Here is a 14,571-nt window from a genome sequence, read left to right as displayed (position 1 = left end):
CGCTTTGCGCGGGCAGTATGGCCTTGCGATTTATCAAACGCCAGTGGGTCTAGCCCTTGTCCGGGTTCTTCTTTTCTTCGGTTTTCTCAGCCGGCTGCGGCTTTGGATCGTCGGCCAGGCCCTCTTTGAGCTTCTGCTCGATCTTCGAGAGGTCCTCGGGTTCCGGCTTCAAATCCTTCGCGCGGCGCCACTGGAAGGTCGCTTCCAGCTTGCGGTCGGTCTTCCAATACACGTCGCCAAGGTGGTCGTTGATGGTCGGATCGTCCGGACGAAGTTCCACCGCGCGTTCGAGTTCGTCGGAGGCCTCCTGAAGACGGCCGAGGCGGTAGTAGGCCCAGCCGAGGCTATCGACGATGTAACCGTCCTTCGGGCGCAGCGCGACGGCCTTACGGATCATGTCCAGTGCGCGGTCGAGGTTCACGCCCTGATCGACCCAGGAATAGCCGAGATAGTTCAGGACCTGCGGCTCGTCCGGCATCAGTTTCAACGCGAGTTCGAAATCCTTCTCCGCGAGCGCCCACTGCTTCGAGCGCTCGTAGCAGATGCCGCGGAAATAGAAGACGGTCCAGTGCTCGCGCTGCGGTTCGCCGATCAGATCGACGATTTTGGAATAGACGACGGCGGCTTCGGCGAATTTCTTGCTGGCACGAAGCACGTTGCCATAGGCGATCAGCGCGGTGAGGTCTTTCGGATTCTCCTTCACCAGCGCATCGAGCTTCTCGCGCGCTTCGTCCTTCTTGTCGATAACGTCGAGATTGAGCGCGCGCTGGATTTCGGCATTGCGCTTCAGCGGCGAAGAATTCGGAACGCGGTCGTAGGTTTCCGCCGCCAGTTCATAGCGCTTCATGGTTTCATAAAGATCACCCAGCGCGACAGTGGCGAGCGGGTGTTCGGGGGCGAGATAGATCGCAACCTGGAGGTAGACGAGGCCGAGATCCTCGCCGCCCTGCCGCGCCAGCGCAGCGCCAAGACCGAACAGCACTTCCGCTGCCCCCGTCTGCGCATTGGCGACAACAGGCGCAAGCTTCTTGCCGGACTCGAGTTCCTGCAACGCAGCCTGCACCAGCGGATGCGGAGAGAGCGACTTCGCATATTCGCCGTAGACCTTCAGCGCATCGTTGCGGCGGTCGGCGCGAGAGAGCACGCGGCCATAGGCATCCACCGTGCGCAGGTTGGTTGCGTCGAGCTTACGCGCGTTCTCGATGCGCTTGAGCGCTTCCTTGCGCTGGTTGGCTAGATCGAGGATCAGCCCGGCGTGCAGTTCCTTAAACAGTGCGTACCATTCGGGGCCTTGCAGCCGGTCGATGGCGGCAACGCCGTTCTTGAACTGATTATTGCCGTAATAGGTCCAGCCGGTGAGCAAGGTCGCGGTAAGATCCGCGATCGGACCGCGCACCGCCTGTGAGAGATGCGTGCGCGCTTGTGCGAACTGGTTCTGCTTGATTGCGCGCGCTGCGAGAATGAGCCGCGCGATGCGGTGGTTCTTGTCGAGCAGCACGAGGCGCTCGGCGAGCGGCGCAGCATCGTCGATGTTGCCGGCGGCGACGGTCACGATGAACGTGCGTTCGATCAGTTCGGGATTGGCGGGGTCGGCGCGGAGCGCGGCACGGTAATAGGCGGAAGCCGCCGCCATATCGCGAGCGGTTCCGGCGATGCGCGCGGCGAGATAATTGCCGGCGGGCGAGGTGCTCGCGAGTTCGAATACACGCGGAACCTCCGCATGCGCGGTGACGGTTCCGGCCGCGACCAGCACGGCTGCGAAAGTGGCACGGCGGAGACGCCGCACGAACGCCCGGCAATGGCTCAAAACGCTGGCTCCTTGTGAAATCCGGCTATTCCGCATTTGCCGGTTGCGCGGCACCATGCCCCCGATTCATGGCCATCGCAAGGATGCCCGCCGCCCGCAAATCAGGCAGAATCAGGCTGCATAACCGCACCCTAAACAACGGCCCCCAATCCCATGCCGACGTATGAAGAAAGCGCGCCCGCCAAGGTCAATCTGATGCTGCGGGTCGGAGAAAAGCGCGCCGACGGCTATCACGAAATCGAGAGCCTGATCGCTTTCGCCGACAAGGGCGACAAGGTGTTCTTCACGCCGGGTACGGACAATGCTTACTCGCTCGAGGTGGAAGGACCGACCGCGGAGGGCGCGGGACCGGATAAAGACAACCTCGTGCTCAAGGCAGCGCGCGCGCTCGCAAAAAAAGTTCCGGGGCTGAAGCGCGGACATTTCCGCCTCGTGAAAAATCTTCCATCCGGCGCAGGCCTTGGCGGCGGCTCGTCGGATGCGGCGGCTGCGCTACGGCTGCTGGCGCGCGCGAACAAGATCAAAGCGGACGACCCTCGCCTGCTCGCCGCAGCGAAGGAAACCGGCGCGGATGTCGCCGTATGCCTCGATCCGAAAGCGCGGCTGATCGGCGGCATCGGCGACGTGCTTTCGAAACCGCTGAAGCTGCCGGTGATGTACGCTACGCTGGTCTGGCCCGGCGTGCCGGTGCCGACGCCGCTGGTTTACGGCGCGCATGACGGCTTCCGCGATCCGCCATCCGAACTCGGTATCGATGCTGCCTCGATCCCTTCGAAGAAAAAAGACTTCGCCAATTTCCTGCACCTTTACGCCAACGATCTCGCGAAAGCGGCGCGCAGCATCACGCCGCTGATCGCATCGGCCGAGCAACTGATCGACGAAGTGGGCGACGCCACGCTGATCCGCATGACCGGCTCCGGTTCGGCGGTGTTCGCGCTGTACGAAACCAAAAGCGAAGCGCGCGAAGCCGCGGAGTCGATCAAGGAAGAACGCGCGGCGTGGTGGGTCGCGGTAGCGACGCTACGGTAGCCAGCGCTTACTGAAGAGATTAGTGCGCGCGCGAGACGCAGAAATCGACCACGTCGAGCAACGCCTGCTTGCCATCACCGTCCGGAAAAAGGGCCAGCGCGTCTTTCGCGATCTTGCCGTAGTGGCGCGCGCGCTCGACCGTGTCTTCCAGTGCGCGGTGCTTCTGCATCAGCTCGATGGCGCGCTCCAGATCGCCGTCGGCGATTTCGGCGGTCTCGATGCACTTGCGCCAGAACGCGCGCTCGCTTTCGTTGCCGCGGCGGAACGCGAGGATGACGGGCAGCGTGATCTTGCCTTCGCGGAAATCGTCACCGGTGTTCTTGCCGATCTTGGCGCGGCTACCGCCGTAATCGAGCGCATCGTCGACAAGCTGGAACGCAATGCCGAGATTGGTGCCGAACGAGCGGCAGGCTTCATGCTCCGCCTTCGGGCGCTGCGCGATCACCGGGCCGACTTCGCAGGCGGCGGCGAAAAGTTCGGCAGTCTTGGCGCGGATCACGGCGAGGTAGGCGTCTTCGGTCGTGTCCATGTTCTTCGCGGCGGCGAGTTGCATCACCTCGCCTTCCGCGATCACAGCAGCCGCGTTCGCGAGAATCTCCAGCGCCCGCAGGTTGCCGACCTCGACCATCATCTGGAACGCCTGGCCGAGCAGGAAATCGCCGACCAGCACGCTCGCCTCGTTGCCCCAGACCATGCGCGCGGACGGTTTGCCGCGGCGAAGCTCGCTCTCGTCCACCACGTCGTCGTGGAGGAGCGTGGCGGTGTGCATGAATTCGACCGAAGCCGCGAGGTTGATATGCCCCTCGCCCCGGTAGCCAGTGAAGGCGGCGGTGGCGAGCGTCAGCATCGGCCGCAGGCGCTTGCCGCCCGAGGAGATCAGGTGGTTCGCGACCTCCGGGATCATGGTTACTTCCGAGCCGGTCCGGCGCAGGATCAACGCATTGACCTTGCCGAGATCGGAACGAACCAGCGTGCTGAGGCGTTCGATGGAGGGTTCGGGCGCCTCGAAAGGCAGGACTACGGCCACTTCTTCATACTCCGTTCGTCCTCACCATAGAGATTGCCCCCTACCCCCGGCAACCTGCCATGGCGTCGCCGCTTTCCCGCGCGACAGGCTTGCGGCATAGATAGCGGCGCCACCGGGCGCCCATTTTTTTGGAGAGACGGATGCTCACCCGGACGACCGCGAAATCGAAGACGGCCACGCGCACGAAGCTGCCGGCGGGCCTGAAAATCGCGGTGATCGTGCCCTGCTACAACGAGGAAGCCGCCATCGGCACGGTGGTGAAGCAATTCCGCGCGGCGCTGCCCTCCGCCGACATTTATGTCTACGACAACAATTCGAAGGACAACACGGTCGCGGAAGCGAAGAAGGCCGGCGCGATCGTCGGCATCGAGACGCGGCAGGGCAAGGGCCATGTCGTGCGGCGCATGTTCGGCGACATCGACGCCGACGTCTATGTGATGATCGACGGCGACGCGACCTACGACGCACCGAGCGCGCCGAAGATGATTGCGACCCTGATAGAGGAAAAACTCGATATGGTGGTCGGCTCGCGCGTCGATCAGGAAGAAGCCGCCTACCGTCCCGGCCACCGCTTCGGCAACTGGGTGCTCACGACCTTCGTCACGCGCGTGTTCGGCAAGAGCTTCTCCGACATTCTTTCCGGCTATCGCATCTTCTCGCGGCGTTTCGTGAAATCGTTCCCGGCACTTTCCACCGGCTTCGAGATCGAGACCGAGTTGACAGTGCATTCGCTGCAACTCGGCATGCCGGTCGCGGAAATCGAGACTCCTTATTATGCGCGGCCCGAAGGCTCGACCTCGAAGCTGAACACCTACCGCGACGGCATCCGGATTCTCTGGACCATCGGCAAGCTGTTCCGCACCGAGCGGCCGATGCAATTCTTCTCGATCATCTCCGCGTTCTTTTTCATCCTGTCGGTGCTGATCTCGATTCCGGTGTTTCGCACCTTCTTCGAAACTGGGCTGGTGCCGCGGCTACCGACCGCCATTCTTGCGACCGCGCTGATGCTGCTCTCGTTCCTCTCGCTGATGTCGGGCCTGATCCTCGACACGGTGACGCGCGGGCGGCGCGAACTGAAGCGGCTCACCTATCTTTCCTATCCCGCGCCCGGAAACGAACGCTGACGTATGAAAGAGATCGTCCGCACCAACGATGTTGTGCTGATCACCGCCATCGAAGCGCTGTTCAAGTCCGCGGACATTCCCTATTTCATCGCCGACCAGCACATGAGCGTCATGGATGGGTCGCTCGGTTTTCTGCCGCGCCGCGTGCTGGTGAAGGAAGATTATTTCGAGCGCGCGAAGCGCCTGATGATCGACGCCGACCTCGGCAATACGCTGAAGTCCGACTGAGATGGAAACCACCGACGACACGGCGCTCGGCGGCAAACTGAAATTGCTCCAGCCGCGTGACGGCCATCGCGCCGGACACGACGCCATCCTTCTGGCAGCGGCGGCACCAAAATCCCATCACGCACTCGATCTCGGCGCGGGCGTCGGCACCGCCGGGCTGGCGCTGCTCGCGCGGGGGCGTGCGAAGCGAGTCACGCTCGTCGAAATCGACCCGCGCTTGTCCGAGCTGTCTTTGGAGAATGCGCGGCGCAACGGCTTTGCCGACGTCGTCACCGCTGTATGCGGCGATGTCACCACAGGACTGCCGCTTCAGAACGATGCCTGCGATCTCGTCATCATGAATCCGCCGTTCAACGACGCGACGGCAATGCGAACCTCGCCCGATGCGGCAAAAGCAAAGGCGCATGTCGCGGAACCGGCGACGTTCGAGCGCTGGATCGCCTGCGCCATCCGCCACCTGAAATCGAACGGCACGCTGGTCGCGATTCACCGGCCGGATTCGACATTACCAATCCTTAAGTCGCTGGACGGGCGCTTCGGTGCTATCGAGATCATCCCGGTCTATCCGAAGCCGGATACGGAAGCGATCCGCGTGATTGTGCGCGCCATCAAGGGACGAAAGACCCCTTCCACCTTGCAGCCCGGATTCATTCTCAACGACGCGAGCGGCAAACCTTCGGCGCAGGCGGAAGCAATCCTGCGCGACGGCGCGCCGCTACTGACGGACTAGTTCAAGGCAACAAAGAAATGGTACGCAAAGAAAAGGAACAAAACGGATTCTTCTCGCGGTTGTTTCGCCGCCGTCCGGTGGTGCCGGTGGTGCGCCTCTCCGGCGCAATCGGCATTTCCATGCCGTTGGTTTCTTCGATGTCGCTCGCTTCCGTTTCGAAACAGCTCGATCGCGCCTTCGCGTATCGCCGCGCACCCGCGGTTGCGCTGGTCGTCAATTCGCCGGGCGGCGCGCCCGCGCAATCGCACCTTATTTATCAGCGCATCCGCCAGCTTGCCGAGAAGAACAAGAAGAAGGTGTTCGTGTTCGTCGAGGACGTGGCGGCCAGCGGCGGCTACATGATCGCCTGCGCTGCCGACGAGATTTTCGCGGACCCCTATTCCATCGTCGGCTCGGTTGGAGTGGTCAGCGCGAGTTTCGGCTTCGAGAAGATGCTGAAGAAAGCCGGCATCGAACGGCGCGTGTATACGGCGGGCGACAACAAGCGGCAGCTCGATGCTTTCCTGCCCGCGAAGCCGGAAGACATCCGCCGCCTCAAGGCGCTGCAAACCACGATCCATGCCGAGTTCATCGCGCTGGTGAAGCGCAGCCGCGGCAAGCGCCTCGCCGAATCCGACAAGACATTGTTCAATGGCGAATACTGGCTGGCGGAACAGGCCACCGCATACGGCCTGATCGATGGCGTCGGCGACGTGCGCGGCACCCTGCAAAAGCGCTATGGCGCCAATGTCGCGCTGCCGCTGATAGCGCCGCCGGGCGGATTGCTCAGCCGTCGCATCCCCGGCCTGTCACAGGCTATACTGGGTCCGGATGGCGCGAAGTCGCTACTCGGCGCGCTGGAAGAGCGCGCACTCTGGGGCCGCTACGGCCTGTAACGTCCGAACCGAAGGAGAGTCCGATGCCTCCGCTGCTGATCTGGGTTCTGGGCGCCGTCGGCGCGGCTGCCGCCGTGAAGATTTTCTCGCTCGCTTCGGAAAAGGCGAATGCCGACCTGGAGCGCGTGCGCCGCGAGGGCCTCGATAACCACGGCGACATTGCGAAGCTCGAACGCGATCCCGAAACCGGAAACTATCGTCCGCAGAAACGCTGACATGTTGCAGAAGCCCGACAACCTCTCGAAGCTGGAATCGCTGCGCGGACGTTTTCGCGACCGGCGTTTCCTGCTCGGTTCGCTGATCGCAGCCACGCTATTGCTCGCGGGTGGCTATTACTTCTTTTCCGGCAGCGGACAGGATGCAGCGTCATTCCGCACCGAGCCGGTGACGAAAGGCGACCTCGAAAAAACCGTGACTGCGCTGGCGCAGGTGCGTCCCAAGAATTGGGTCGACATCGGCACGCAGGTTTCCGGCCAGCTTCGCAAGGTTCATGTCGAGATCGGCGACAACGTTCCGCAGGGAAAGCTGCTCGCGGAAATCGATCCGACCGTCTATCAGACCCGCGTGCTCGCGGGCCGTGCCAAGATCGACAATCTGCGCGCGCAACTCGAACAGGCGCGCGCGCAACTGATGCTGGATCGCACGCGCGAAGAACGCTCACGGCAATTGCTCGCGACCAACTCGACCAGCAGGGATGCCTACGACGCCGCACTCGCCACGCTGAAAATCGACGAAGCGAAAATTTCCTCGTTCGAAGCGCAAATCAAGGAAATGGAAGCGACGCTGGAGGGTGATGTCGCGAACCTGAACTACACTAAGATTTTCGCGCCGCTGCCCGGCACTATCGTCAACCAGATCGCGTTCGAAGGCCAGACGCTGAACGCAAACCAAACCGCGCCGATCATCGTGCGCATCGCCGACCTCGACGTGATGACGGTGTGGGCGCAGGTCGCGGAAGCGGACATTCCGCGCATCACCGTCGGCATGCCGGTCTACTTCACCACGCTCGGCATGCCGGACCGCCGCTTCAATGCCACCGTGAGGCAAATCTATCCGACGCCGGAAATCGTCAACGACGTCATTCTCTATAACGTGCTGATCGACGTTCCGAACAAGGAACGTGAACTCATGACCAACATGACCGCGCAGGTTTTCTTCGTGCTCGGTGCAGTGAAGGACGCAGTGCTGGTGCCGGTGCAGGCGTTGCGGCCCTCGCAGCGCGATAAAGATACCTACTTCGTACGCGTGATCGAAAACGGCGAGGTAAAGAACCGGCGCGTCAAGGTCGGATTGCAGGATCGCAACGTCGCGGAAGTGCTGAGCGGGCTTAAAGAAGGCGAAAGCGTCGTCATCGGCCAGGTGCAGCGGTCGGGAAGCGACAAGCAGCGCACCGGCATTGGCGTGCCGAAGTTCAAATGAACGCCGCGCAGTACCAGAAACGCACGCAATCCGCCCGCGCGGAAGCGCCGTCCGCGCCGCTAGTCGAACTCACTGATATTCACAAGCACTACCAGCAGGGCACCAGCACGGTGCGCGCGCTCGACGGCGTATCGCTCACCATCGAAGCAGGCGAACTGGTCGCGATCATGGGACAAAGCGGCTCCGGCAAATCGACGCTGATGAACATCATCGGCTGCCTCGACCGGCCGAGCAGCGGGACGTATCGCGTCGCGGGCATCGACGTGGAAACGCTGACCAGCGACCAGCTCGCGGCGCTGCGTTGCCGCACCTTCGGCTTCGTATTCCAGCGCTTCAACCTGCTGCCCGCAATCACGGCCTCCGAGAACGTGGAAATCCCCGCCGCCTATGCGGGCCGTTCTAAACGCGACCGCATGGAGCGCGCGAAAAAGCTGCTCGCGCGGCTCGGCCTCGGTGAGCGCTGGCATCACAAGCCGACCGAACTTTCCGGCGGCCAGCAGCAGCGCGTCTCCATCGCACGTGCGCTGATGAACGAAGCGCCCGTCGTGCTCGCCGACGAGCCGACCGGCGCACTCGATACGCGCTCCGGCGAGGAAGTGCTGGCGCTCCTGAAAGAGCTGCACGCCGAAGGCCACACCGTCATCATCATCACCCACAACCCGGAGATCGCGGAACATGCCGAGCGCGTGATCCGCATTGCCGACGGCAAGATTCAATCCGACGAGCGCAAGCCCGGAGCGCAGGCAACAAAACAAAACTTTCAAATTGATCTGAACACGCGCAATCACTGGCTGCCCGACCTGGTCGAGGCGGGTAAAATGGCGCTCAACTCCATGCGCGTGAACCTGTTCCGCACCGCGCTCACCTTGCTCGGTGTCGTGATCGGCGTCGCGGCCGTTGTCGCGATGCTCGGCATTGGCGACGGCTCGAAGCAGCAGGTGCTGGAGCGCATTTCGTCGATGGGCACGAACCTGCTTGTCGTGCGCCCCGGCGCGCGACGCGTGCGCGCAACCGGCGATATCGCAACGCTGGTGGAAGAAGACGCGAAAGCGATTTCGGAATTGCCCGCCGTCACCGTGGTTTCGCCGGAGCGGCAATCGCGGGCAACCGTGCGTTTCGGCAATACCGATTACCAGACCGTCATCCTCGGCGCATGGCCCGGTTACGCGCAGGCGCGCGACTGGCCGGTGGCGCAGGGCAGCTTCATCAGCGATGACGATGTGAAGGGTTACGCACCCGTGGTCGTGCTGGGACAGACCGTGGTCAACGCGTTGTTCCCGGACGGCGAAAACCCGGTCGGCCGCTATCTTCTGGTGCGCAACGTGCCGTTCGAGATCGTCGGCGTGCTTAGCGCGCGCGGCGCGACACCATGGGGACAGGATCAGGACGACGTGGTCGTGATGCCGCTTTCCACCGGCTACATGCGCGTATTCGGCAAGCGCTACCTGCAATCCATCACCGTACTGGTCGCCAATGCCGACGAGATCAAGCAGACGGAAGCCGATATCGAGAAACTCGTCACCGAGCGGCATCGCGGCGTGATGGATTTCTCGATCCGCAACACAGCTTCCATTCTCGAAGCGGCAATCGCGACACAGGAAACGCTCACGCTATTGCTCGCCTCCGTCGCCGCGATTTCGTTGCTTGTCGGCGGCATCGGCGTCATGAATATCATGCTGGTTTCCGTCACCGAGCGAACGCGCGAAATCGGCGTGCGGATGGCGACCGGCGCGCGGCAGGGAAACATTCTGCTGCAATTCAACACCGAGGCGCTGGTGGTGTGCGGAATCGGGGGGTTGATCGGCGTCGCGCTCGGCATCGTCGTCGCGTTGGTGGTGCAATCCTTCGGAGTATCGGTCGTGTTGTCGCCGCTGCCTGCGATCCTCGCGTTCTCCTGCGCGTTCCTGACCGGCCTGTTGTTCGGCTACCTGCCAGCCCGCAACGCCGCGCGCATGGACCCGGTGGTGGCGCTGTCCTACGAATAACAAGGCGTGCTTGCCTTCCCTGCCTCTCCTGCCTAGGGTCGCGCCGATTTTCGCAAAGCCCTCCCGCATGTCCGACTCGAACAAATCGCTCGACCCTTCCCGCTCGTTTCAGGGCCTGATCCTGACGCTCCAGAATTTCTGGGCGTCGCGCGGCTGCGTGATCCTGCAGCCCTACGATATGGAAATGGGCGCGGGCACGTTTCACCCGGCGACAACGCTGCGCGCGCTCGGCCCGAAGCCGTGGAACGCCGCCTATGTGCAGCCCTCGCGCCGCCCGAAGGATGGGCGCTACGGTGAAAACCCGAACCGGCTGCAGCACTATTATCAGTATCAGGTGATCCTGAAGCCCTCGCCGCCCGACTTGCAGGACTTGTATCTCCAGTCGCTCGCCGCGATCGGCGTCGCCTCGAAAGTACACGACATCCGCTTCGTCGAGGACGACTGGGAAAGCCCCACACTCGGCGCATGGGGTCTCGGCTGGGAATGCTGGTGCGACGGCATGGAAGTTTCGCAGTTCACTTATTTCCAGCAGGTCGCGGGCTTCGAGTGCGCGCCGGTCTCCGGCGAACTCACCTACGGTCTTGAGCGTCTCGCCATGTATGTGCAAGGCGTCGAGAACGTCTACGACCTCAACTTCAACGGGCTCGACGGCGATAAGAAGGTCACCTACGGCGATGTGTTCAAGCAGGCCGAGCAGGAATATTCGCGGCACAATTTCGAATATGCCGACACCGCCATGCTGTTCGAGCAGTTCAAGATGGCCGAGGGTGCCTGCAAGAAATATCTCGCCGATGGATTGCGCGGCGAAGATCATCTGATGGCGCTGCCCGCCTACGACCAGTGCATCAAGGCGAGCCACGTCTTCAACCTGCTCGATGCGCGCGGCGTGATCTCGGTCACCGAGCGACAGAGCTACATCCTCCGCGTGCGCGAACTAGCGAAGGCCTGTGGCGAAGCGTGGCTGAAGACGGCGGGAGGGCGCGCGTGAGCAACCCAAAGACCCTGTTGCAGATGGCTGGCGCGCCGAACGAACCGGGGCGCTTCTCCGAAAGCGTCGTGCTCATCATCGATGCGCAGAACGAATATGTGACCGGCAAGCTGCCGTTGCCGGGCGTCGAGAATGCGCTTCGCAACATCGACTTTCTCCTGAAGGCTGCGCGGCTCGCGAATACGCCGGTCGTGCATGTGCAGCATAAAGGGCGCACCGGCGGATTATTCGATCCGGACACGCCCGCGTTCGATCTCGCACCGCAAGCAGCCGCCGTTTCCTCCGAGGCGCGTGTCGAGAAGGCATTGCCGAATTCGTTTGCGGGAACGAACCTGCAGGACGTGCTGATGAAGACCGGGCGCAAGTCGTTGATCGTCGCCGGATTCATGACGCACATGTGCATCTCTTCCACGGTGCGCGCGGCGCTCGATCTCGGCTACCGCTCCACTGTAATCGCGGACGCTTCCGGCACGCGCGACCTGCCCGATCCGACCGGTGGCAATTTCATTCCGGCCACGGAACTGCACCGCGCAGCGCTCGCGGGCCTTGCCGACCGCTTCGCCATCGTCACGCCCCTCGCCGCGCTCAAGGCATAACCAATCCGATGGGCCTCCTGATTGCGGCGGTCATCACTACGGTCCTCGCGATCTTGACTGTCGGCGCGATGATACGGAGAACTTCGCAGCGCTCCGACCGCAGCGTTCTTCTTCTCGCGTTTTTCTTCGCGCTGCCGCTACAGCCGCTGGCCTTCTATTTCATTCGCCTGCCGCTGCATGAACTGCTGAGCGGCTGGCTCGGCGCCGGAGCGGTCCTGACCGCGATCACCTTGTTCTATGCGCCGCTCACGGAAGAACCGGCGAAGTGGTTTGCGCTCGGCGTGCCTTCGGTAAGAAAGGCCATAACGCGCGAGAACGCGGTTGCTATCGCGCTGGCTGTCGGCCTCGGATTCGGCGTCGGCGAATTGTGGTTCATCGCGGAACGGCTGTCGCGCGCGCCGCAATTCGCGTCGCTGCCATTTTATTATTTCGGCGGCTTTCTCACCGAACGACTGATGGTGTGCTTCCTGCACGGCGCGATGATCGCATGGTTCTTCAGGCGCTTTGCCGAAGGCCGCTCGCTTTGGCCTGCCGCGCTACTCGGCATCGCGCTGCATTTCGCACTCAACTTCCCGATCTATTTTTCCCAGATCAATCTGTTCCGGCTCGGCCCGCAAATCTGGGGGCAGCTTCTGGTGCTCTACATCGTGACCTTCACGATAGCGATGTTCCTATTCGTAAACCGGCTTGCGAGCGGAAAGGCACGCGAAGGCCTGCTCGGCTCGGCCACCTGCCCGGGCTGCGGCGAGATTTATCCGCGTTCGCTGTTCGCGCTGAACCTGCTCACGAAGCGCTACGAGCGTTGTCCGCATTGCAGGCGCTGGCATCTCGTGCCGATGCGCCAGCCGCCGCGTGACAAGCCTAACGGAGCTTGATAGGCACTCGCCGGGACAACTTCCGGCATAACCGATGGCGGACAACCGCGTTGCCTATATCGACGGACTGCGCGCCATCGCGATCATCGCCGTGGTCGGCTATCACGCAGGCGTACCGGGCTTCAGCGGCGGCTTCGTTGGCGTGGACGTCTTCTTCGTCATCTCCGGCTACCTGATCATCAATCATATCGTCGCCGAACTTGCGGCCGGAAAATTTTCGTTCGCGCAATTCTACGCGCGGCGCACGATCCGGCTGCTGCCGCCGCTGCTCGTCATGATCGCGGTGACGCTGCCGGTCGCCGCGATCCTGCTGGTGTCGCCGTACGAATGGCAGTGGTACGGCGCTTCCGCCGCCGCGGCCGCGCTCTCGGTTTCCAACATCTATTTCCTGTCGAAGCAGGGCTATTTCGACATCGACGCCTACGAGAAGCCGCTGCTGCACACATGGTCGCTCTCGGTCGAGGAGCAGTTCTATCTCGTCGTGCCGCTGCTTCTGATGCTTTGCTTCGTGCTGGCGAAGCGCATGAAGGCAAATCCGTACAAGGTGCTCGCGGCGGCGGGTGCGCTGGTTTTCATCGCAAGCCTTGCAGGAAGCATCCGCTATTCCGGCGGCGAGCGGAATTACGCATTCTATCTGACGCACTGGCGTGCGTGGGAATTCGCCGCAGGCGGAATGCTCGGTTTTCTCGGCGCCGCCATCACGGCGCGACAAAAGACTACCGCGACACTGGCGGGCATCGCCGGGATCGCACTCGTTTTTCTCTCCATCGTCTTGCTGCGCGACGGCGTGGCGTATCCGAGTTATCTCGCGGTAATCCCCGTGATCGGCACCGCGCTTGCGATCTATGCAGGCCGCACGCATCCGGACTCACTGCCCGCGCGGCTGCTCTCACCCGCGCCGCTGGTCTGGATCGGTTTGCTCTCCTACAGCTGGTATCTGTGGCACTGGCCGCTGATCTCGTTCGCGCGCATCGCGCAATTCGGCGAGGCGTGGCTGGCGCGCGATATCGCGATGGCCGCACTTGCGCTGCTGTTCGCATGGTTCAGCTATCGGCTTGTCGAATTGCCCGCGCGGCGTTGGCGCGAGCGGAGCGATCTTCGCAGAATAGGCGCGCGTGTATTCGCGACCGGCGTCGCTGCCTGCATCGCGCTCGCGGCGCTTACCGGCGGTGCTGCGCGCTACGCCTATGTAAAGGCGAGAGAGAATCCGCTGGTTGCAACGTCCAGCGACGATCTGGTCGCACAGAGCGCCTGTCCGCAGGAGTTATGCGGCGCTTCGAACGGCCTGCGCGGTGCGCTGGTCGGCGACTCCCATTCCGACCGCTTCCTTGCCGTGATGACGAGAGAGACTGCAAGATACGGCATCGCATTGGTGCCGCGCAAAACGCTCGCCGAAACGAAGGAAGACTTCGCGGTTGTCGTATTCCGCTGGTCCACATTGCGCGCGGCCGGTCTGCATCATCTGGATCAGCTCGAAAAATATCTCCCCGCTCTCGCCGCGGACGGGCGGCGAGTCCTCATCATCGGCCCGGTGCCGGAATATCCGTGGAAGGGGGTGAACTGCCTGATGCGCGCCGAGCGCTTCGGCTATCCCATGGATCGCTGCGCTGTGCCGCGCGCGAAGGTGGACGCGGAACGGCAGGCGGCGGTAGCCCGGCTGCTGCGCGCCACGGCCGGAAACCCGAACGTGCGCTACGCCGAGCCGGTCGGCCTGTTCTGCGATGCGCGGCTTTGCCGCCCCTATACCAACGGCGCGGCGCTCATGGCCGACGAGAACCACATAACGGTTCCGTATGGCGCGGATTGGCTCTATTACAACTTCCGGAACGATTTCTGGTGGGTCATGAGCCGTACCGATCGCGGCACCACCTCGACGAAATAGAATCAC

14 protein-coding genes are annotated in these 14,571 nt (G+C 62.8%); 12 read left to right on the top strand and 2 right to left on the bottom strand.

The genetic code is table 11. The features are described from left to right. Positions 1–49: 49 nt before the first annotated feature. A complete protein-coding gene (locus tag KF794_02400) occupies positions 50–1,843 on the bottom strand; it encodes a tetratricopeptide repeat protein (GenBank protein ID QYK45576.1) in 1,794 nt (597 codons plus the stop codon). Positions 1,844–1,960: 117 nt separating this feature from the next. Between KF794_02400 and KF794_02395 the strand changes: the two genes are divergently transcribed. Continuing rightward, the gene (locus KF794_02395) at positions 1,961–2,836 is read left to right on the top strand and encodes a 4-(cytidine 5'-diphospho)-2-C-methyl-D-erythritol kinase (GenBank protein ID QYK45575.1); all 876 of its coding nucleotides are present in this window, start codon (positions 1,961–1,963) and stop codon (positions 2,834–2,836) included. Between the two features lie 19 nt (positions 2,837–2,855). Here the strand turns inward: KF794_02395 and KF794_02390 are convergent, their stop codons facing one another. Further along, positions 2,856–3,863: a polyprenyl synthetase family protein gene (locus tag KF794_02390; protein ID QYK45574.1), complete on the bottom strand. Its 1,008-nt coding sequence runs from the start codon at positions 3,861–3,863 to the stop codon at positions 2,856–2,858. A gap of 140 nt (positions 3,864–4,003) precedes the next feature. Here KF794_02390 and KF794_02385 point away from each other — a divergent pair, with 140 nt between their 5' ends. The 11 genes from KF794_02385 to KF794_02335 all read left to right on the top strand — a co-directional run bounded on the left by KF794_02385 (position 4,004) and on the right by KF794_02335 (position 14,565). Then, entirely contained in the window at positions 4,004–4,987 is a 984-nt protein-coding gene (locus KF794_02385) for a glycosyltransferase (protein ID QYK45573.1), read from the top strand. Positions 4,988–4,990: 3 nt separating this feature from the next. Next, entirely contained in the window at positions 4,991–5,215 is a 225-nt protein-coding gene (locus KF794_02380; protein ID QYK45572.1) for a DUF2007 domain-containing protein, read from the top strand. A 1-nt stretch (position 5,216) separates the two neighbouring features. Continuing rightward, on the top strand, positions 5,217–5,945 hold the full coding sequence (locus KF794_02375; protein QYK45571.1) for a methyltransferase: 729 nt from the start codon (positions 5,217–5,219) through the stop codon (positions 5,943–5,945). A 17-nt stretch (positions 5,946–5,962) separates the two neighbouring features. Continuing rightward, on the top strand, positions 5,963–6,820 hold the full coding sequence (locus tag KF794_02370; protein QYK45570.1) for a S49 family peptidase: 858 nt from the start codon (positions 5,963–5,965) through the stop codon (positions 6,818–6,820). Between the two features lie 23 nt (positions 6,821–6,843). Then, on the top strand, positions 6,844–7,035 hold the full coding sequence (locus KF794_02365; GenBank protein QYK45569.1) for a hypothetical protein: 192 nt from the start codon (positions 6,844–6,846) through the stop codon (positions 7,033–7,035). A 1-nt stretch (position 7,036) separates the two neighbouring features. Then, positions 7,037–8,239 carry an efflux RND transporter periplasmic adaptor subunit gene (locus tag KF794_02360; GenBank protein ID QYK45568.1) on the top strand — a complete coding sequence of 401 codons (1,203 nt, stop codon included), beginning with the start codon at positions 7,037–7,039 and terminating at the stop codon, positions 8,237–8,239. Beyond that, complete coding sequence (locus KF794_02355; protein ID QYK45567.1) at positions 8,236–10,224, top strand: MacB family efflux pump subunit; 1,989 nt, start codon at positions 8,236–8,238, stop codon at positions 10,222–10,224. The genes KF794_02360 and KF794_02355 overlap by 4 nt, the downstream gene beginning before the upstream one ends. 67 nt (positions 10,225–10,291) lie before the next feature. Then, the gene (locus KF794_02350; protein QYK45566.1) at positions 10,292–11,212 is read left to right on the top strand and encodes a glycine--tRNA ligase subunit alpha; all 921 of its coding nucleotides are present in this window, start codon (positions 10,292–10,294) and stop codon (positions 11,210–11,212) included. 23 nt (positions 11,213–11,235) lie between these two features. Beyond that, positions 11,236–11,808 carry a cysteine hydrolase gene (locus KF794_02345; protein QYK46559.1) on the top strand — a complete coding sequence of 191 codons (573 nt, stop codon included), beginning with the start codon at positions 11,236–11,238 and terminating at the stop codon, positions 11,806–11,808. An 8-nt stretch (positions 11,809–11,816) separates the two neighbouring features. Beyond that, complete coding sequence (locus tag KF794_02340; GenBank protein ID QYK45565.1) at positions 11,817–12,683, top strand: hypothetical protein; 867 nt, start codon at positions 11,817–11,819, stop codon at positions 12,681–12,683. Between the two features lie 34 nt (positions 12,684–12,717). Further along, positions 12,718–14,565 carry an acyltransferase gene (locus tag KF794_02335; protein ID QYK45564.1) on the top strand — a complete coding sequence of 616 codons (1,848 nt, stop codon included), beginning with the start codon at positions 12,718–12,720 and terminating at the stop codon, positions 14,563–14,565. Positions 14,566–14,571 lie beyond the last annotated feature (6 nt).

This window comes from Xanthobacteraceae bacterium (assembly GCA_019454205.1).
In the GTDB taxonomy this organism is placed as follows: domain Bacteria; phylum Pseudomonadota; class Alphaproteobacteria; order Rhizobiales; family Xanthobacteraceae.
The sequence above is the reverse complement of the archived record's forward strand: the minus strand, read 5'-3'. Positions and strand labels throughout refer to the sequence as shown.